Consider the following 19,592-nt stretch of genomic DNA (forward strand, 5'->3'; position numbering starts at 1 on the left):
AGAGGCATGTTTTAACATACTCCCCCCAGTATATTTTTACCTTCTGAACGTATTCTGTGCATCAACAGACGCCGGGCGGCAGTCACAGCAAGCGCAGATGATCAGGAATTTAATGCCTGACTGAAATCGTCCAGCAAATCCTGAGTATCTTCGATGCCGACAGAAACGCGGATCAGAGAATCAGCAATCCCCATTTCGGCACGGCGTTCAGCGCCCATTTCAAAGAAAATGGTATGCGCCACCGGTATCACCAGCGTACGCGTATCGCCGAGATGGGTCGCATTAATGGCCAGATTCAGCCGGTTCAGATAATCAAAACAATCGATTTCCGGCTTCAGCTCAAAACTGAACAAAGCGCCATAGGCAAGAAATAATTCATTCGCCAGCGCATGTTGCGGATGCGATGCCAGCCCCGGGTAATGCACTGCTGCCACGCGCGGGTCTGCTGCCAACATCGTCGCAATCGCCATCGCATTCGCACATTCACGTTCCATCCGCAACGCCATGGTTTCAGCGCCAACCGCGATCTGATGAGCAGCTTCAGGCGATAAGGTCGCGCCGAAATCACGCAAGGCTTTGGCACGCACCTGCGCCATGCCTTGCTGAGCAGGTGCCTGCTTACGGAAATTATCGGCAATATTTGGATACGCGGCCCAGTCAAATAAGCCAGTGTCAGTCAATGCCCCGCCGAGTACATTGCCATGTCCGGCGATATATTTAGTCAGCGAATTGACGACCAGACTGGCCCCCACGCTCTTAGGCTGAAATAAATACGGCGAGGTGATTGTGTTATCAACGACAAATAAAATGCCGCGTTCCTGACATAAGCGGCCTATGCGCTTGAGATCAGCGATCTGCGTACGCGGATTCGCAATGGTTTCCACAAACACCATGCGGGTCGCTGGCGTCAGCGCGGCTTCAACATTGGCAACGGCAGTGGCATCCACCAAAGATACGTCCAAACCCTGTGTACTCGCTGTTTGCCAGAGACTATTCGTATTTCCGAATAAGAATTTCGATGAAACGATGTGATCGCCCGCACGCAACAATGCCTGAAACACCGCGCCAATCGCCGCCATGCCAGTCGCAAAGGTAATCGTCGAGACACCCGCTTCCATGCAGGTGATTTTGTCTTCTAGCGCAGACACCGTGGGATTACCCTGACGTCCGTAACGATAACCGGATTGTTTGCCCTGAAAGACGGCAGCTAAATCGCGCGCGTCCTTGTAACCAAACAAAACGGAAGTATGGACAGGTTTATGGACAGAGCCGTGTTCAATGTTTTTTTGTCTATCGCTATGCAGAATAGTCGTGGTAAAACCGTAGGAATTTTTTTCGTTCATGATCAGAAATACGCAAAGTTGCTGCTAACAGGAAGACTGCCAGTGTACTCCAGATGTCGGCATCCGACCGAGCGGGCAAACACGTATCAGACCGAGCGCGGCACAAAATTGACCTTATCAAAAGAAATTAGCCGCACCTGAACTGGCTCAGACCAAAGTCATCACCTGTTGCCTGCAGCCTGCGCCAGCGCCTGCGAGGCGCGTTGATAACCGTATTCCCATTGCAATCTGACCATCGCAACAAAGTCATCGTAACGCTCAGGCACACGCAAGACGATACGATTACGCAGCCACTGAATTTGCTTGCTGATCTGATACTGCACCAGTGCCGTTTCCATGTCCGCAGTATCGATCCAGACATCCGCCTCTTGCTGCAAGACATGGCGCAGACGGTGATTACCGTTGATGCCCAACACCATGCGCAATGCAGGCAACTCTATATGCCGGCCATACCAGCCCTTGCGTTCCATCATGACTTCCTTCGCCAGACGGCGGGCGATTTCTATCGGAAACAGATCAATCACACCGCCCGAATAATGATGCTCACCGATCTGATGGCAACGGAAATAATACATATCCGCAATCGAGGCGCGCACCGCATCGGCAACCGCGATCTGCGTTTCAAACTCGATTTGCGGCGCAACCACGCTGTTTTTGTGGGCATCACTGGCAATCGGTGAAGGCATACCAGCTAACAAGCCAGCAACGCGCGGCTCCGTAAAAATGGTTTCAGCAAATAATTTTTTCCCGCCCCGGAGTGTGCCTACTTCGTCCTGCCCGTATAACAAACGCCCCGCAACAATCGCCAGCGCAGGCGCAGCGGGATAACTCATTTCCGGCGGCAGCGGTAAATCAGGTGGAATATCGAACAAATAATCCTGAAACAGATCAGGAATACGTCTGGCATCGTTGGCGAACAAAGCGCGCTGGGCTAAGGCCCGGATTGCGCGCCATAAACTGATATCGGGATTCGCTTGCAAGCCACGCCAGAATGCATGCATCTGCGGCGAACTGATCCATGCCAGGCGTTGCACATCGTCCGGCAAATGGCGAATCAGTGCGCCGGCAATCGCCGCACCGCAACTGGCAACGATCACATCCGGCGCTTTTCCCTGCAACTGACATGCGCGATACATGCCGAGATAATAGCCAAACCGAAAACCACCGCCCGCCATGACCAGACAACGCTGAAACTGTTCATTGTCAGGCGCGTGCTCTGGCAGTGCTTCGTCAACAGTTGAGACAAATAAATTCTGATCCGGCAAAACACATCCTTTAAATGACATCTTTTAAAACATATCGTTTGAGACCGCAGCACTGATACAAATTACACGGCCATCGATAGCGTGCCGGACGTGCTTTATTTTAAGAAAAACGCTTCAATCAATTGTGCCAGTAATTCTGGCTGATCGTGATGCAACATGTGTCCTGCATCAGCGATCATTTCTTTTTGCAGATCAGGAATATGGGTCAGACGACGGTCAATTTCTATCTGCGCCTGCTCTCTTGGTCCCATCCAGTGCCAGACATCGGTATCATCGGCCTGCATCCACAGCACTGGCGCGCTGATTTTTTTCCAGCACGCCATCACCTCTTCTACCTGAAACAACAAAGGGCTGGTTTGTTTATGCGCAGGATCACCAAGAATTTCCCAGCGCCCGTCGGCATTCTGTTTCGACCAGAACGCCGATAAAAAATGCGCACGCTCATCCGATAAGCGCGGATTAGTTTTTTGCAGACGCGCTGCCACCTCTGCTTGCGAGGCATAGGTGCGCAATACCGGCGGCTGGTGCAATTCATTCAGCCATTTCGCGTAGCGCCCCGGTGCTTGTGCCGGGAATGTCGTCGGCAAACCAAAACCTTCCAGATTCACCAATCGCCGTACCCGCTCAGGACGCACACCGGCATACAAGCCGACCACGTTTGCACCCATACTGTGACCAAGCAAATTGATTGCGCCTTCCGGTGCGTAGTGCAGCAAAATCGCATCCAGATCACCCAGATAATCAGGGAACCAGTAGGTATCGCTGCCCGGTGCTTCCGTCAGACCAAAACCGCGCAAATCAGGCGCGATCACATGCCAGTCTTGCTGCAGATGATCAACCACAAACTGAAACGAGGCCGACACATCCATCCAGCCATGCAGCATAAAGATTTTTGGCGCGTCTTCATTACCCCAGTGGCGGATATGGTATTGCAAACCACGGATGGGAATAAATTCAGAGCGTGAGGCATTACGGGCAATTGTCATGGCAAATTAATTTTTTTCATCAAGAAACTCTGTGCCATCCATCTTCAGACGCAGAGATATGCAGTAGGATGCAAATGTAGGCCGTCAAAACAATAACAACAATAGAACGACCGTTCGATAATTATAACGGAGACAGAATGAAGCCGCTGAAAACAACATCCTCAAAGAAAAAATCAACGCCACCTGATCACTATCCGCAACTGTACCAAGACTTCCGCTGGAACGTTCCCGAACATTTTAATATCGCCGAAGTCTGCTGCCACCGCTGGGCCGACGACCCAAAACGCGTTGCTATTTTTCATGAAAACAGCGAAGGAATCAGCGGACGTCTGACCTATGCAGAGCTGCAAAGACAGGCGAATCAGCTCGCTAATTTACTCCGTCTGCAAGGCGTGGATCGCGGCGATGTCGTCGCCAGCATCATGCCGCAACGCCCCGAAACAGCCATTACGCTGATGGCTTGCCTGCAACTGGGTGCGATTGCGATGCCGCTGTCTTTTTTGTTTGGCCCGGAAGCGCTTGAGTATCGCTTGCAACACAGCGAAGCCGTCGCACTGGTGCTCGATGCCAGTGGCCTCGATGCGTATCTGGAGATTGCAGCTCGTTGCCCGCATTTAAAAACGGTGATAACAGTCGATTGTCCCGATGCGCCTGCCGATTTTCATCCGCTGGAATGGGAAGCCTATGTCGCCGACATGCCCGCCGAATTCACCTGTGAAAAAACACGGGCGACCGACCCCGCGATCCTGATTTACACCAGCGGCACCACCGGCGCACCAAAAGGCGCACTGATCCCGCATTCAGCGATGATAGGTAATCTCAGCGGCTTCGTTGCTTCGCAAAACTGGTTCCCGAAAAAACACGATGTGTTCTGGTCTCCGGCAGACTGGGCGTGGACTGGCGGCCTGATGGATGCATTGTTACCGGCACTGTATTTTGGCAAACCTATCGTCGGTTATCACGGCAGATTTACCGCCGAAACCGCGTTTTACCTGCTCGATAAATACAAGGTGACTAACACCTTTTTGTTTCCGACTGCCCTGAAAATGATGATGAAGGCAGTCCCCGCGCCACGCGACAAATATAGGCTGAAATTACGCACGATTATGAGCGCTGGGGAAGCCGTTGGTGATGCTGTGTTTCACTGGTGTGAAAAAGCACTGAAAGTCACGCCGAATGAAATGTTTGGACAAACAGAGATGAATTACATCGTCGGCAATAGCCATCAGCAATGGCCCGCAAAGCCCGGCAGCATGGGACGCCCCTACCCTGGTCACAGGGTTGCAGTGATTGACGATGACGGGCATGAAGTCAGCATTGGCGAAACCGGCGAAGTCGCCGTCAACCGCTACGACATTCATGGTCACCCCGACCCAGTATTTTTCCTCGGCTATTGGAAAAACGATGAAGCGACCCGTAATAAATTTACCGGCGACTGGTGCCGTACCGGTGATCTGGCGTTGCGCGACGATGATGGCTACCTCTGGTATCAGGGGCGTGCCGACGATATGTTTAAAGCAGCCGGTTACAGAATTGGCCCGTCTGAAATAGAAAACTGCCTCATCAAACACCCGGCAGTCGCCAACGTCGCTGTCGTACCCAAGCCAGATAAAGAACGCGGCAATCTGGTCAAAGCCTATGTCGTATTAAGCCCCGGCATCAAAGCGAATGACAAGCTGACCAAGGAATTGCAGGCGCACGTGCGCGGCAAACTCGCACCGTATGAATATCCAAAAGAAATTGAATTTATCGCTGCCCTGCCAATGACAACGACAGGCAAAGTGCAAAGGCGGGTATTACGTTTGCAGGAGCTGGAACGTGCGAATAAAAACGGCGATTGAGCCGCGAAGGCGTAGCAGATAAGCAGCGGCTCATTGCGCCTGACTCAGCAAGGTGGCGCTGATCGCCTGCGCCGCCTGCTCTATCACTTCATCAATCGCCTTGCCATACGCGGTTGAACGGAACGCATCACCGGCGAAGACATGTTCCGCCCCGATCAGCACATCACCGCTGGCCTTGCTGCTGAAATCAAAACGCCCCAGCAGGCTGCCAGCGCGCGCATCATAAACCCTGATTTCAATATCAATCACCCGGCTGTGCTTTTCACGTAATCCCCACAACATCGGCTGCGTATTGATACCAGCATCGCGGACTTCACCGGCCACCACATAACGCACATCGTATAAGCGGGCAATTTGCCCCAGCAGTTGCGGGCTCGCCGGAGACAAGCGCCACTCCGTCGATAATAAATCCGGCGTCGTTTTCACTTTCCATAACTGCTTTTCAAGGCGATGCCCGATTTCTCTTGGCAAGCCTTGCGCAATATTATCGATGTCTTTCAGTTGCGCCTGCTTGTTCACGGCAAACCCCGTCAACAAAATACTGCGCGCGCCATCCGGCGATAGTTCAGGCGTCTGCGCATGCACGATCAAAGGCGTAATACAGGCGAGACAAAGCAAAAAACAGTGAATGACCGCCAATCGATGAACGCGCATGATTTTCTCTCAGGTTGAATACCGTTTCATCATAGCAGCCCGCCGGATTCAGATAAACTGCAAACAGCAACGAATGGCACGCTTATATGTCATCTTAAACACCGCTGAAATATCGCTGAACCATCACAGGGCTTACGCAAAGCCGCCCCAGCGGCGTTGTGGCTCCTGGCCGTACTTTCGTACTGTCTTCGTCGCCATGCCTTGCTGGTACAACTTTGCGTAAGCCCTACATCAATGAGACATCAAACGATAACACCCCGATCTGAAACGCACATGAACCACGACTTACGCATCACACTCGCCATGCCAGAGCACACCGATGCCCTGCTCGCCTTTGAACTCGACAACCGCACGCATTTTGAACAATGGATCGCCAGTCGTGGTGACGCTTTTTATACCGCCGCAGCCGTTCGCAGCAGTCTGGAACAAGCGCAATGGGCAAGAAATGCACAAAAGGAATATCACTATCTGGCCTGGGTCAACGATGCCATCGTCGGCCGCGTGACTCTGCGCGGCGCAGAACGCGAACATTATTTTAAAGCCTCACTCGGCTATCGCTTCAGCGCACAACACGGCGGCAAAGGCTACGCCAGTCAGGCGGTCAATCATGTGGTCGAAGAGGCGTTCCGCTCACTCAATCTCTGGCGCATCGAAGCCGTGGTGATTGCCGATAATCTGCCATCACAGGCCGTGATGCGCAAATGCGGATTCCAACAATACGGCCATTCGCGACAGGCCGTGTTGCGTCACGGTGCCTGGATGGATTTGCTGCATTACGAAAAACATGCGGGGTAGTTTGCGATTATCTGAGCGTTTAAGACGATGATTGTTTTGCGTGTGGTGCGGATGAGCCGACGCGTGAAGTGAGGCCCTATCAATTGCAGTGTTAGACCACATCGCCGTACAAAGCTCTGATTGAACTAACGAACGCCGGCAAAACTGAGTAGTCAGTGTCGTGAATTTCATTCCAATCGTCGGTTGCGTTGAAGGCATGTTTAAGGTTTTTCTGAAATTGGGAGTCAATCACAAACGGAGGCGGTGTTCTATTATCTATTTTGTGTACTTGGACAATAACGCGGTTGTTACGTTTTCCGACTATGTGATCAACAAGAAGCCAGCGTGCATTTGCTCTCTCAATAATTCCTTCATCATTAGTCTTGACTTGAAGAACAAAGTCTCCAACCTTAAATGCGTCCGAGTCAACGTCGTTGTCATTGGCCCAGTTTCTTTTTCCGAAATGGGTTTCGATTTCGGCTCGAATTTGTGTACTGTCCTCTCGTAGCTCAGACCAAACAACTAGCTTCCATTGTTTTGGAAGTCTCGTTTTTGTAGAATCTAAGAAAGATTGGTCTATATTAGATTCACCTTCGTTACTATTTTCCTTCTGCCGCGCATATGCGGCATGCTCAACGTCTAATTTCGAAAGAGCTTCTGGTGTAACTCTTGCATAGTCAAGGGCCGAAATTACCTGATTAATATCAAAATGCGTGTCATCGCAATAGACTCCAAACTCATGGAGTCCTCCTTCGCCTAATGCGTTCTCAGACAAGTTTGCTGATCCGACGATTAAGCCGACGCCTTGTCTCCAGTATATTTTTTGATGTAAGCGATCACAGAAATAGACGGAAATTCCGCTGTCAATTAGACGGCGCACCCCATCAGGATTTGTTCCTCCCGCTTTCGGCCAACATATTACGTTTAGATTCTCGACGCCAGAAGGAAGATGATCTAATGCGTTGTAGCCAACAAAACCAACAACTGCCCATTTTTCTCCCGGTCCAGAAAATAAGATTCCAAGCTGCTTTTTTATGTCATGTGAATTGCGTAGATAGTGCATATAGAGCCTTGTGGTTTAACGTGAATAAGTGCGCCGCGCTTTTAAGCGTTCTTTTAAATAGGGGAAGTTCACACTTCCTTAATCAATAAGTTTATATTTATTGGAAATCCTATTGGCAAATTCTTGAGACTCTAAAATCGGTGCTACGTCCTCGTCATTAATTATAGAAATTTCCAATAACAGAGAGTCTCCTAAATACCTAGCATCTGTTATTTTAAGATGTGGTTTGTAGTTGGCGTCTTTAGCAAACTCGTCATTTGCAATCTCCAGTAATTGTTGCTTAGTGACGGGAATTTTAGTAGTCATTGCTTGCTCCAGAAGTGTGTGTGGGAGGGGGTAAAGGTTACTAACTTTTCAAAATGAAAGAAACCAACGTTAACATATCAATGCAATTCCGGCAACAAGGTTGCCCCTCTCAAAACGCTTGTAGTTATTAATTTTCGCTGACGCTTCCATTGGGAGCAAACTCAGGCGAAGTGCACGATCAAAGCACCTCAGTTTTAGCGTATTAAAACGACAGAACTGGGAAACCTTCATCACCCTGCGCCACCGGGCGGGCCGTTGATTACGCAACCCAAACCACGGATTTTGCATTCCATCGCAAATCGCTGGGCTTTCCATTTTTCGCGGCACATACTCTGACCCATCACTCAGCGATCACGCTTCGTTGACGCAAGGATTCATACTCGATCACCACCGTTTCAACTTTACCGGAGAGCCTCATGCGCTATATGTTGATTTTGCCTTTACTGTTCATCTCTTGCATCGCATCGGCAGAAGATGTCAGCCGCGATGTGCCTGCCTTCAATACCATCCGCAGCCGCAGTGCGTTTAATGTCACGGTCGAAGTTGGCAAAGCGCAGTCCATCACTATCCGTGGCAATGACAAATTTACCGGCAAGGTGGTGACGGAAGTATTTGGCAATGAACTGCTGATCTCGTATAAAGAAAAAAATTCGGTGCGCATTGCCGATGATGCGCAAGTCATCATCACGGTGCCGGAATTAAATAGTTTCAAAATGGAAGGCGCAGGTGTGACGCGCTTGAAAAATATCAATGCCAATGATTTTTCTATTTCTTATGAAGGTGCAGGCAAGCTGGTGGCCAGTGGCAAAACCCGTTCGCTGCATCTCGCGGCACGCGGTATCGGTTTAGTCGATACCAAGGAATTACTGGCCGAGCGTGTTGATGCCAACATCGAAGGCGTGGGTGCCGTTTCTGTGTATGCGCGTGACAGGCTGAATGCTTCGGTGCAGGGCATAGGCAGTCTGACGTATTACGGCAATCCGCGCAGCCTGAGTAAATCGGTCGAAGGCATAGGCAGCATCAAGGCTGGCGACTGAGTGTAGATCGAGCGCAATGGCGCGCAGATTAAATGCAGAGCAAATACACGCGGCGGTTTATCCCTTATGCGCCGCGAGCAAGAGTAATAGCAGGAGGGTTTTACCCCGGAAGGCTGCCTTCCGGGGATTTTTTGCGTTAATACCATTTGAACGACAACTGGCAAATCAGGCAGAGAAACGCAGATTAAGCCTGATGCAATGCGGTCAGCTCATCTTCATTAAAACCGGCGCTACGTCTGGCTTCCAGATTGAAAGGGCCGCGTAATTTCGGTGCTGCGTATTGTGTGGCCAGGCGCGCATAGGTCGCAATCACATCCAGCCCCTGCTCATCACACAAACGCTTGTACCATGCATTGCCAATCGCGACATGGCCGATTTCATCGCGATAAATAATCATCAGAATATCGGCTCCGGCTTTATCCCCTGCCTGCGCGAGCTTCGCAGAAACACCCGGCGTCACATCGAGCCCGCGCGCTTCGAGTGTGCGCGGCACCAGCGCCAGCCTTGCCAGCAAATCGTCGCGGGTTTTTTCTGCCATTTCCCACAAACTATTGTGGGCAGGATAAGCGCCGTAATGACTATCCATCGAATGCAAATGGGTTTCCAGTAATTGAAAGTGATACGCCTCTTCTTTCGCCACTTTCAGCCAGTCACGATAAAACTGCTCTGGCATCCCAGCAAAACGCCACAGAATATCTGCCGCCAGATTAATCGCATTCATCTCGATATGCGCGAGTGCGTGGATCAGTATGCGTCTGCCCTCCAGCGTCTGCATCGACCTGCGCCCGACCTGGCCGGGTGGAATCAGCTCTGGTTTCGCAGGACGCCCGGGAATGCCGTCGGGAATCGCGAACTGTTGCTGCGTATCGACAGGCGCATCATCCGCTATCGCCCGTAGGATCGCGCATTTAACGCCGGTGTCGTTGGCCAACAGAGCAGTCAGCACCGTAGCGCGTAATTCCATAGGTGAATGTGTTTGCAAAATACTCTTCTTATCGATTATCGGACTAACGGAAAACCGCCCCAGCTGCGTTATGGCTCCTAGCCGTACATTCGTACTGTCTTCGTCGCCACGCCTTGCCGGGGCAATTTTCCGTCAATCCTAATTACTCCGGCATCATCGGGCGCGGAGCGTTAAAATAACGGGTTAAATACTTGTCGATGCATCAGCCAGTCCGCAGCTTCATCCGAGTCACGGTCATGCTGCATCAATACCAGATCAGAACGCAGTCTTTGTTACTATCGTCACACACATCAGCGCTTGCCTGTGTGAGCGACCGCAAACAAAGTTTTATCAGCCGCTATTTTACGGAATTATCATGCCCATCTACCAATTAGGCGATATCGCGCCGGAAATCGATGCCTCCGCTTACATCACCGATACCGCAAAAATTATCGGCAAGGTGAAAATCGAAGCGCAAGCCAGCATCTGGTTTGATGTCACGATACGCGGCGACAATGAACTGATCACGATCAGCGAAAAAAGCAATGTGCAGGAAGGTTGCATCCTGCACACCGACCCCGGCTATCCACTGACCGTAGGCAAAAACGTAACGATAGGCCATCAGGCGATGCTGCATGGCTGCACCATCGGTGACGGTTCACTGGTTGGTATACAGGCGGTGATATTAAATGGCGCCAAGATCGGTAAAAATTGTCTGGTCGGTGCTGGCGCGCTGGTCACCGAAGGCAAAGAATTCCCCGATAATTCGCTGATTATCGGCACCCCGGCCAAAGCCGTGCGCCAACTGACAGAACAAGACATTCTGGGCATGCGCTACAACGCTGAAAACTATGCTAGCCGCGGCCAGGCGTATAAAACACAACTCAAACGTATTGATTAATATTGATTAAAAATGAAAGGATGCTGGCTTGTATTAGCGAGGTCCTGAAAATTTTTACCCGCTTCAGAAAAACAGAATCACCATGACAGATACCTTACAAAAATTTATGTTCGAACACGCTGGCGTACGCGGCGAGCTGGTCGAAATGGAAAGCGCCTGGCAACAAATGCAGTCGCACCAAACCTATCCGCCTGCGGTGCAAACGATGCTGGGCGAAATGATGGCCGCCGCTGCCCTGCTCTCTGCCAATCTGAAGTTCAACGGCACGATGATCATGCAGATTCACGGTGATGGCCCGGTCAAATTGATGGTGGTTGAATGCGACTCTGAACTGCGCCTGCGTGCCACCGCCAAACTGGCAGACGATGCTGTGATTGAAGACCATGAAACCCTGAAAGATCTGGTGCATGCGCACGGACATGGGCGCTTCGTGATTACCCTCGATCCGAATGACAAAATGCCGGGGCAACAGGCGTATCAGGGCATCGTTCCACTGGATGGCGACAGCATTGCGACCGTCATTGAAAACTATATGCAGCGCTCAGAACAGCTCGACACCAAACTCTGGCTGGCGGCAAACGATAAAGTCACGCGCGGTATGTTGCTGCAAAAGTTACCGAAAATCGGTGGCAGCGAATCGCAGGTCGAGGATGAAGCCGAAGCCTGGAATCACGCGGTGATGCTGGGCGACACTTTGAAAAAAGACGAAATGCTGAATCACGATATTGCCACGCTGATGCACCGCTTATTCTGGGAACAGACCCTGCGCGTGTTCGAGCCGCTGCAGCCAAGTTTTCATTGCAGCTGTACCCGCGAAAAAGTCGGCGACATGCTGAAAATGCTGGGAATTGATGAAGTGGAAAGCGCGATTGCAGAATTCGGCAAACTCGATATCAATTGCGATTTTTGCGGCAAACATTACGGTTTCGATCCGGTTGATTGCGCCCAGTTATTCGTTGCTAAAACATTGGCAGAAGGCATCCTGCCCCCGGGCGACAGCAAGCACTGATCTGCCGTGCTTTTTCAAAGAAGGCTGCCACACTCTGGCAGCTTTTTTTATTTCACTGTGTATTCTCATCTACTTCCGCCGGCTGTTCTCGCTCCAACCATGCCGCTCGTTCCGGCCCAATGCCATCCATTCTAAGGATAGTTTGAAGCTCGGCTAGTGTTCGTGGAATTGTCGGCATCGCCGTTCGAAGTTATAAAATTTCGCATATTTCTCAGCAAAGCAAGATACTATCCTCACGGACACAGTGCGAGTTCGGACAAATGCGGACAATCACGCCACTCTCCAATCTGATGTTGTTCTGCCAAATGAATCGTGCCCTTATAAAACGCCTTTTTTCGGATATCGGAAATATGAACAAGCAAATTGTACTTAAAGACGATACGGGAGAATTTACGGTTTCCATCTTCCAGCCACCTGGTGCATCCCGGACTGTACTTTTCGCAGTGGGGGGCGGTGGGAACCCGTGTCGCCACATGCCTCTGTTGAACATGTTGGCTGAGCAGGGATGTACGGTAATAGCGCCCCACTTCGAGCGGATGACTAGCCGCTTGGTTTCGGCGACTGAACTGGCAATGAGGATTCGGAGGCTTCGTCTCGCACTCGATTTCGCAGCGCGAGCGGAACAAGCTATCTACGCCGTCGGACATTCGATAGGCTCAGCGATACTGATTGGTTTGGCCGGCGGTCAAATGTGGATGCATGACGGCAAAAAGCTAGACTTTGAAACAGACAAAAGAATAGAACGAATGGTGGTGTTCACTCCGGCAATGGATTTCTTCACAGTGCCTGGCGCTCTTGATGAGGTGCGCACTCCGATACAAGCGTGGGCCGGTTTGCTAGATTCTATTACCCTCCCGTCTCAGACCGTATTTCTAAAAAACACCCTGGGTTCGCTGGTGGACGCCCGTTTTATTGAGGGTGCAGGTCACTTCTCCTTCATGAACGAACTGCCGCCAAACGTCGTAGATACTATTGAGAAACGCGAACCGTTTTTCGCCCAGCTCAATCTCGAGGTCAGCAAGTTCCTCTTCAGTTGAGAAGCGCAAGGCGTACCCGTGGAAGAATGTGCCAGGAGCTGCCTGTCAGGGGCGAAAACAAACCAAACAAAATTAGGATTATTGTGAGAGTTTTTGAAGCAGTCAAAACGTTAAGGGGCTGATCCTGGATTTTAGGTGCAGTTTCACTCGCACCAATAGTATTTTTTTTATATCAAAATTGGCTATTTTCTCAGTGGGCCAAGAAACTTGCGAGTAATGGTGAGTTTGTCTGTGGTACAGGAATATTTGCAATATTTATTCTATGTACAGTTGTCGCTACGTGTTTATCTGCCGTAGCCACTTTTATCGGGTTTCTCGGCTATCTTAAGATTGATAAACCTAGACCACGAAAAAGATTATTTGAGGTGTTGGTAATTGGAAGCATTTTGGTCGCCGCAGGTGGAACTTGTTTAACGCTTATTTAGGCCACTAATGGCCAGGAGCGGAAGTTCACGACATATTGAAAACAAACTAAGGCTGTCGCATGATTAGTAATGAAAAGGCCCCGGTTGGCTGGGCTATGCTGATGTACGAGCTGGAAGATGCCCAAGAACACTTGACCTCGCTGATTTCGAAGATGAGCAGCGAACCCGATTATGATGAGGTCAACTTTCGCATAGACCTTGCTCATGTGTTTTCACACTTGAATCGAGCTTGGCACAGACGAGATGTAGTTGACGACCTGGATGATGATGGCTGGCAACGTGCCAGCCAATTTCCAACTGACCTAGACCCACTATAAGCCGGCTTATAAGGTGAGCCAAGTTCGGCCAGAAACTGTCCTCTACTCAACACACATAAATTTTCTGAACTTGCGCGTACTATGTTCTCGAATGAATCCGCCCCTCGTGCCAAACTACTAGTGGAGTTGCCCGCAAAGCGCTATAGGGTGCTCTCACCGGAAGGTCGACTTCCGCGTATCGGGGACTTGGTCGTCCTAGACCAGGGGTTCACTGGTCCGGCTGGGTTGCCGATGGTGTTGGCGTATTTCACTGAATCAGGCAACAGCTTGTACGAGGCCGAAATTTATGAGTCGGAGTTGGAGTAGGTTTGACCGTCCGCTTAGGGGCGAAAGCCGTCGGTTATATAAAATCATCATTCCAAATTCACATGATCACCTCTGGCGTTTCGGTATCCGACTGGAATCAATGGACTACTGCGGATCGGAATCACTGACCGCCATTGAACGAGAATGGTTGGTTTTTACTGGAATACGCATTTCGTCGCCATTTTTTCTTCAGCGCTGCCTGTCAAAAGCTGGCAGTTCACTGACGCCAGCTTTGCTCCAAACTCGTCGCAGGCAGGCAAAAATAGGTAAAAACAGTTAAAAACAGGGTAAATATACTCCCCGGAGTATATTTAAAAGCCCAGCATTTACGCTGAGAATAAGCATAAAACGCAATATACTCCCCTGAAATTGCTATTTCATCGAATCTGAAAGGCAGATGTGCGCGCCACACCCGGCCGATACGATGCAGTTGCCAGCAGTATCCAGAAATAAAAAAACCGCAGCGAACACTGCGGTTTTTTTTCGAATGGCAACGCAATCAGAAAGCAGCGATCCCCGTTTGCGCCCGGCCCAGAATCAGGGCGTGAATATCATGCGTGCCCTCGTAGGTGTTCACGACTTCCAGATTCACCAGATGGCGCGCAATGCCGTATTCATCTGAAATACCGTTGCCGCCCAGCATATCGCGTGCAGTGCGGGCGATTTCCAGCGATTTGCCGCAGGAATTACGTTTCATGATGGAGGTGATTTCGACTGCGGCCGTGCCTTCGTCTTTCATGCGTCCCAAGCGCAGGCAACCTTGCAACGCCAGTGTGATTTCGGTCTGCATATCCGCCAGTTTTTTCTGCACGAGCTGATTTGCTGCCAGCGGGCGACCGAATTGCAAGCGGTCAAGTGTGTACTGACGTGCCGTGTGCCAGCAAAATTCTGCCGCACCGAGCGCACCCCAGGCGATACCGTAACGCGCTGAATTCAGACAGGTGAATGGCCCTTTCAAGCCTTCGACATGCGGCAACAGGTTTTCTTCGGGAACGAATACCTCATCCATCACAATTTCACCGGTAATCGATGCACGTAAGCCGACCTTGCCGTGTATCGCCGGGGCAGTCAGGCCTTCCCAGCCTTTTTCCAGAATAAAGCCGCGGATGCGACCATCATCGGTCTTTGCCCACACCACAAAAATATCGGCAATCGGGCTATTGGTTATCCACATTTTTGCACCCGTCAGCAAATAGCCGCCCGGCACCGTTTTGGCACGCGTCACCATGCTGCCAGGGTCTGAACCGTGATCTGGCTCTGTCAGGCCGAAGCATCCTATGTATTCACCCGATGCCAGTTTCGGCAGATATTTCTGTTTTTGCGCTTCACTACCGAATTCATTGATAGGCACCATCACCAGCGAACTTTGCACGCTCATCATAGAGCGGTAGCCGGAATCAATACGCTCGACTTCACGTGCGACGAGGCCATAACAAACGTAATTCAGACCGGCACCGCCATATTGGGAAGGGATCATGGAACCAAGCAGACCCAGCTCGCCCATTTCACGGAAAATCGATGGGTCAGTGCGCTCGTGACGGAAAGCCTCCAGCACACGCGGCGCCAACTTTTCTTCGCAATAAGCGCGGGCAGCATCTTGTACCATGCGCTCTTCATCCGTTAACTGCGAGGACAACAATAAAGGATCTTCCCAACTGAATACTGCCTTGGCCATCAAATTCTCCTGAATGATTTTTGAATTTTTTAAATCAAAGTCTCGCAAACACATCAACCGCGATACATCGGACGGATGAAGCTGGCAACGTATTTTGATGTGCCTTCATACGCCAGTGATTTATCCTGATTCATGCACTGCTTTCCACTCTGATTGCTGTCTCTTGAAATTTGTTTTCCATGTATCGGGCTACCGTACCGGAATCTCTTAACTGACAGAGATTCCTTCTGCAGGTGATACATGCAACAGCGATAAACCCAGTTGCGCCCTGCGCACCAGCCACGGACTAGGGCGATAACGAGGGTCTCCTGTGCTGTTCAACAAATTTCTTAGTATCAATAGTATACGCAAAGCACCCAGTTTGTCGCCCCACGCGAGCGGCCCGATTGGATAAGCCAGGCCAGCAACGACCGCTTTATCCAGATCCTGCGGTGTACAGATGCCCTGCTGCACAATATCGCAAGCAACATTGACGATACTTGCCAGCATACGCTGCACGACAAAGCCGTAGCTATCGTGTATCAGGCTCACAGACTGCCCGTATTTACCCAAACTCAGCGCCAATCGCTGTGCCAAAGCCGGATCGGACGCCGGATTCAACATCAGGCTGAGGTGGCCGTGACAACCGGTCAGACTATCGATTCCCAGCGTACGGCGAGCGTCTAATCCCAGCCGCGCAACACAGGTACTCACATCCTCGCCATCAGGGCTGACGATGCAGATCGACTCTGGCGATGGCGTCTCATTCTCATCGATGATGACGTCACTACGCACAAACAAATCAGTCAGGGCATCCAGCGCCAGCACATTTTCATGACTGAGCCAGACTTTACCTGTCCAAGCTGTGTTGTCAGGTAGCCGTGGTGCGGCAGGTTCTGGCGGATACGTGTAAAACCCGCGCCCCGTCTTGCGCCCGAGTATGCCCGCCTGCACGCGTTGTGCCGCAATCACGCTGGGGCGATAGCGTGGCTCTTCATAATATTGGTGGTAGATCGCTTCCATCACCGGATGTGAGACGTCGAGGCCGGTCAGATCCATCAATTCAAACGGGCCCAGCCTGAACCCGGCAGCGTCGCGCATGATCTGGTCGATCTGGGAAAAGTCCGCCACGTTTTCCTGCAGCAGCCGCAACGCCTCCGTCACGTATGCGCGACCGGCGTGATTAACGATAAAGCCGGGGGTATCTTTTGCCCTGACGGGCGTATGACCGAGTTCGCCAACAAAACTCATCAGCCGTGGCGCTATCGTCGCATCGGTCAGCAAGCCGTCAATGACTTCAACCACTTTCATCAGCGGCACGGGATTGAAAAAATGTAGTCCCGCCACGCGTTGCGGCAGCTTGCCGGAGGCGGCAATCGCCGTCACAGAAAGGGACGACGTATTCGTCGCCAGTATGCAATCGTCACGGACAATCTGATCAAGCTGGCGGAAAAGATCGCGTTTGATGTCAAGATTTTCGACGATGGCTTCGATCACCAGATCGCTAGCAGCCAGTGCCTGCAACTCATCGACGATATGCAGCTTCGACTTGGCGACAGCACATTGATGATGGGTGATTTTTTCTTTTTGCTGCAGCTTATCCCACTGAGCAAAGATGTCAGCCCGGGCTTTTTCAACAACCGCCGCACTTGTGTCGAATAGCAATACCTGCAAGCCAGCCTGAGCACTGATCTGCGCAATGCCGCGCCCCATCGCACCGGCACCAACGACAGCGACTACTCGTATCATATTCACGACTCCTGCATCATTACATTCAAGCTGTTTGCCCGTTTTCATCATGCAGAATTCAGGCACACAGAAAGACTGACATCATTGGATATTTTTCAACTGTTTTCTTATGATAACGCGAGACGTGGCAACTTCACGTTAATAAAACTAAGAAAAAAACAGAAAAAAAGAATAGCAACAACATCCGCGTTGCATCAGCGTCAAATCGGGGATGAATCAGTGACTAATGACGGCTTGCGACTTTTCGGCGGGAGAAGTGCTGGTGACAGAAGCGGGAGATGGCGCATTTTTATCCAGAATCTGAACAAAAATCTCATCTTTTTTGATCATGCCTAATTCAAACCGGGCACGCTCTTCGACAGAGTCGGTACCAGTTTTCAGATCGGCGACTTCCGATTCCAGTTTGGCATTACGTTCTTTGAGTTTTTCATTCTGACTTTGCGCCTGAGCGACCTGACGTTCAAATTCCCACACACGCAACCAGCCGCCCTTCCCCAACCACAAAGGATATTGGATCAGCGCCAGCAAAATAACGAAGGAAACAGCAATCAGTCGCACAAAGACTCACATCAGAATAAAAATAGTAAAAAGGGGAACAGCGTTCCCCTTTTTTGCACCATGTTACCAGATCACTTCAGATTGTAGAATGCATCACGGCCTGGATAGCTCGCAATTTCACCCAAATCTTCTTCAATACGCAGTAACTGGTTGTATTTTGCCATACGATCAGAACGCGACATGGAGCCGGTTTTGATCTGCAATGCATTCATACCAACCGCGATATCAGCAATCGTGCTGTCTTCAGTTTCACCGGAACGATGAGAAATCACTGCTGTGTAACCAGCACGTTTTGCCATTTCAATCGCAGCAAAAGTTTCAGTCAGAGTACCGATCTGGTTGATTTTGATCAGGATAGAATTGGCGATATTTTTTTGTATGCCTTCTTTCAGGATCTTGGTGTTCGTCACGAACAGATCGTCGCCAACTAACTGTACTTTTTTGCCCAGTTTTTCTGTCAGAATCGCCCAACCTTCCCAGTCGCCTTCTGCCATTGCATCTTCGATAGAGATAATCGGATATTTATCGACCCAGGTCGCCAACAGATTAGTGAAATCAGTGGAAGACAAAGTCAGGCCTTCGCCTTCGAGGTGGTATTTACCATCTTTATAGAATTCAGATGCAGCACAATCCAGACCCAGAGCGATCTGTGTACCTGGCTCGTAACCTGCTGCTTCAATCGCCTGTATGATCATTTTGATCGCAGACTCATGATTATCAACGGAAGGAGCAAAACCACCTTCATCACCGACGGCTGTTGTCAGACCTTTGTCGTGCAGAATTTTTTTCAGGGCATGGAATACTTCCGCGCCGTAGCGAATCGCTTCACGGAAAGTCGGCGCACCAACCGGGATAATCATGAATTCCTGAATATCCAGATTATTGTCTGCGTGGGCACCACCGTTGATGACGTTCATCATAGGCACAGGCAATTGCATTGCGCCGGAACCGCCGAAATAACGATACAAAGGCAAGCCAGCTTCTTCTGCCGCGGCTTTCGCCACTGCCATCGATACCGCCAGAATCGCATTGGCACCGAGGCGGCCTTTGTTTTCTGTACCGTCGAGATCGATCAGCGTGCGGTCAAGAAAGGCTTGCTCGTTTGCATCCAGACCCATGATCGCTTCAGCGATTTCAGTATTGATGTGTTCGCAGGCTTTCAAAACGCCTTTACCGAGGTAACGGGATTTGTCGCCATCGCGCAATTCAATTGCTTCACGTGAACCGGTAGAAGCACCGGATGGTACCGCCGCGCGCCCCATGACACCTGATTCCAGCAAAACGTCACATTCAACTGTCGGGTTACCGCGTGAATCGATAATTTCACGACCGATAATATCAACGATGGCACTCATTTAATTCTCCTCAACGATCAATATAGATAACAAAGTAAAACCTGTTCTGACTCTGCACACAGCGGAAAA

The 19,592-nt window shown here is 50.6% G+C and carries 18 protein-coding genes; 7 read left to right on the plus strand and 11 right to left on the minus strand.

Annotated features, from left to right (window positions below):
- Positions 1-101: 101 nt before the first annotated feature.
- The 3 genes from H8K38_RS14720 to H8K38_RS14730 form a co-directional block, all read right to left on the minus strand.
- Positions 102-1,343 (minus strand): cystathionine gamma-synthase family protein, encoded by a 1,242-nt coding sequence (locus H8K38_RS14720; protein WP_186885582.1) that lies wholly within the window; start codon positions 1,341-1,343, stop codon positions 102-104.
- 161 nt (positions 1,344-1,504) lie between these two features.
- Positions 1,505-2,629 carry a patatin-like phospholipase family protein gene (locus H8K38_RS14725; RefSeq protein WP_186885583.1) on the minus strand — a complete coding sequence of 375 codons (1,125 nt, stop codon included), beginning with the start codon at positions 2,627-2,629 and terminating at the stop codon, positions 1,505-1,507.
- A gap of 74 nt (positions 2,630-2,703) precedes the next feature.
- Positions 2,704-3,594: an alpha/beta fold hydrolase gene (locus tag H8K38_RS14730; protein ID WP_186885584.1), complete on the minus strand. Its 891-nt coding sequence runs from the start codon at positions 3,592-3,594 to the stop codon at positions 2,704-2,706.
- A gap of 137 nt (positions 3,595-3,731) precedes the next feature.
- On the opposite strand from H8K38_RS14730, the gene H8K38_RS14735 reads away from it, so the two are divergent.
- Complete coding sequence (locus H8K38_RS14735) at positions 3,732-5,435, plus strand: acyl-CoA synthetase (protein ID WP_186885585.1); 1,704 nt, start codon at positions 3,732-3,734, stop codon at positions 5,433-5,435.
- A 30-nt stretch (positions 5,436-5,465) separates the two neighbouring features.
- On the opposite strand, the gene H8K38_RS14740 is transcribed toward H8K38_RS14735, so the two are convergent.
- On the minus strand, positions 5,466-6,089 hold the full coding sequence (locus H8K38_RS14740) for a flagella assembly protein FlgT middle domain-containing protein (protein WP_186885586.1): 624 nt from the start codon (positions 6,087-6,089) through the stop codon (positions 5,466-5,468).
- A gap of 273 nt (positions 6,090-6,362) precedes the next feature.
- Between H8K38_RS14740 and H8K38_RS14745 the strand changes: the two genes are divergently transcribed.
- Positions 6,363-6,884, plus strand: a complete 522-nt coding sequence (locus H8K38_RS14745; protein ID WP_186885587.1) for a GNAT family N-acetyltransferase — start codon at positions 6,363-6,365, stop codon at positions 6,882-6,884.
- A gap of 91 nt (positions 6,885-6,975) precedes the next feature.
- On the opposite strand, the gene H8K38_RS14750 is transcribed toward H8K38_RS14745, so the two are convergent.
- A complete protein-coding gene (locus H8K38_RS14750; RefSeq protein WP_186885588.1) occupies positions 6,976-7,926 on the minus strand; it encodes a phospholipase D family protein in 951 nt (316 codons plus the stop codon).
- A gap of 78 nt (positions 7,927-8,004) precedes the next feature.
- A complete protein-coding gene (locus H8K38_RS14755) occupies positions 8,005-8,232 on the minus strand; it encodes a hypothetical protein (RefSeq protein WP_186885589.1) in 228 nt (75 codons plus the stop codon).
- 416 nt (positions 8,233-8,648) lie between these two features.
- Here H8K38_RS14755 and H8K38_RS14760 point away from each other — a divergent pair, with 416 nt between their 5' ends.
- Positions 8,649-9,269, plus strand: coding sequence for a GIN domain-containing protein (locus H8K38_RS14760; RefSeq protein WP_186885590.1), 621 nt, complete (start codon positions 8,649-8,651; stop codon positions 9,267-9,269).
- A 184-nt stretch (positions 9,270-9,453) separates the two neighbouring features.
- Here the strand turns inward: H8K38_RS14760 and H8K38_RS14765 are convergent, their stop codons facing one another.
- Positions 9,454-10,233 (minus strand): ferritin-like domain-containing protein, encoded by a 780-nt coding sequence (locus tag H8K38_RS14765; protein WP_186885640.1) that lies wholly within the window; start codon positions 10,231-10,233, stop codon positions 9,454-9,456.
- A 355-nt stretch (positions 10,234-10,588) separates the two neighbouring features.
- Here H8K38_RS14765 and H8K38_RS14770 point away from each other — a divergent pair, with 355 nt between their 5' ends.
- From H8K38_RS14770 to H8K38_RS14785, 4 genes are all read left to right on the plus strand, one after another.
- Entirely contained in the window at positions 10,589-11,113 is a 525-nt protein-coding gene (locus tag H8K38_RS14770) for a gamma carbonic anhydrase family protein (RefSeq protein ID WP_186885591.1), read from the plus strand.
- A gap of 82 nt (positions 11,114-11,195) precedes the next feature.
- Complete coding sequence (gene hslO, locus H8K38_RS14775; protein WP_186885592.1) at positions 11,196-12,122, plus strand: Hsp33 family molecular chaperone HslO; 927 nt, start codon at positions 11,196-11,198, stop codon at positions 12,120-12,122.
- 350 nt (positions 12,123-12,472) lie between these two features.
- Positions 12,473-13,159 (plus strand): hypothetical protein, encoded by a 687-nt coding sequence (locus H8K38_RS14780; RefSeq protein WP_186885593.1) that lies wholly within the window; start codon positions 12,473-12,475, stop codon positions 13,157-13,159.
- Between the two features lie 484 nt (positions 13,160-13,643).
- Positions 13,644-13,901, plus strand: a complete 258-nt coding sequence (locus H8K38_RS14785; RefSeq protein WP_186885594.1) for a hypothetical protein — start codon at positions 13,644-13,646, stop codon at positions 13,899-13,901.
- Positions 13,902-14,706: 805 nt separating this feature from the next.
- Here H8K38_RS14785 and H8K38_RS14790 read toward each other — a convergent pair.
- From H8K38_RS14790 to eno, 4 genes are all read right to left on the minus strand, one after another.
- Positions 14,707-15,882, minus strand: a complete 1,176-nt coding sequence (locus tag H8K38_RS14790) for an acyl-CoA dehydrogenase (RefSeq protein ID WP_222610865.1) — start codon at positions 15,880-15,882, stop codon at positions 14,707-14,709.
- A gap of 207 nt (positions 15,883-16,089) precedes the next feature.
- Positions 16,090-17,610 carry a 3-hydroxyacyl-CoA dehydrogenase gene (locus H8K38_RS14795; protein WP_255422995.1) on the minus strand — a complete coding sequence of 507 codons (1,521 nt, stop codon included), beginning with the start codon at positions 17,608-17,610 and terminating at the stop codon, positions 16,090-16,092.
- A gap of 216 nt (positions 17,611-17,826) precedes the next feature.
- Positions 17,827-18,168 carry a cell division protein FtsB gene (ftsB, locus tag H8K38_RS14800; RefSeq protein WP_186885596.1) on the minus strand — a complete coding sequence of 114 codons (342 nt, stop codon included), beginning with the start codon at positions 18,166-18,168 and terminating at the stop codon, positions 17,827-17,829.
- 71 nt (positions 18,169-18,239) lie between these two features.
- Positions 18,240-19,523 (minus strand): phosphopyruvate hydratase, encoded by a 1,284-nt coding sequence (eno, locus tag H8K38_RS14805; protein ID WP_186885597.1) that lies wholly within the window; start codon positions 19,521-19,523, stop codon positions 18,240-18,242.
- Positions 19,524-19,592: the final 69 nt, after the last annotated feature.

Origin of the sequence: Undibacterium sp. FT79W (assembly GCF_014284215.1) — a bacterium.
Lineage (GTDB): Bacteria > Pseudomonadota > Gammaproteobacteria > Burkholderiales > Burkholderiaceae_D > Undibacterium > Undibacterium aquatile.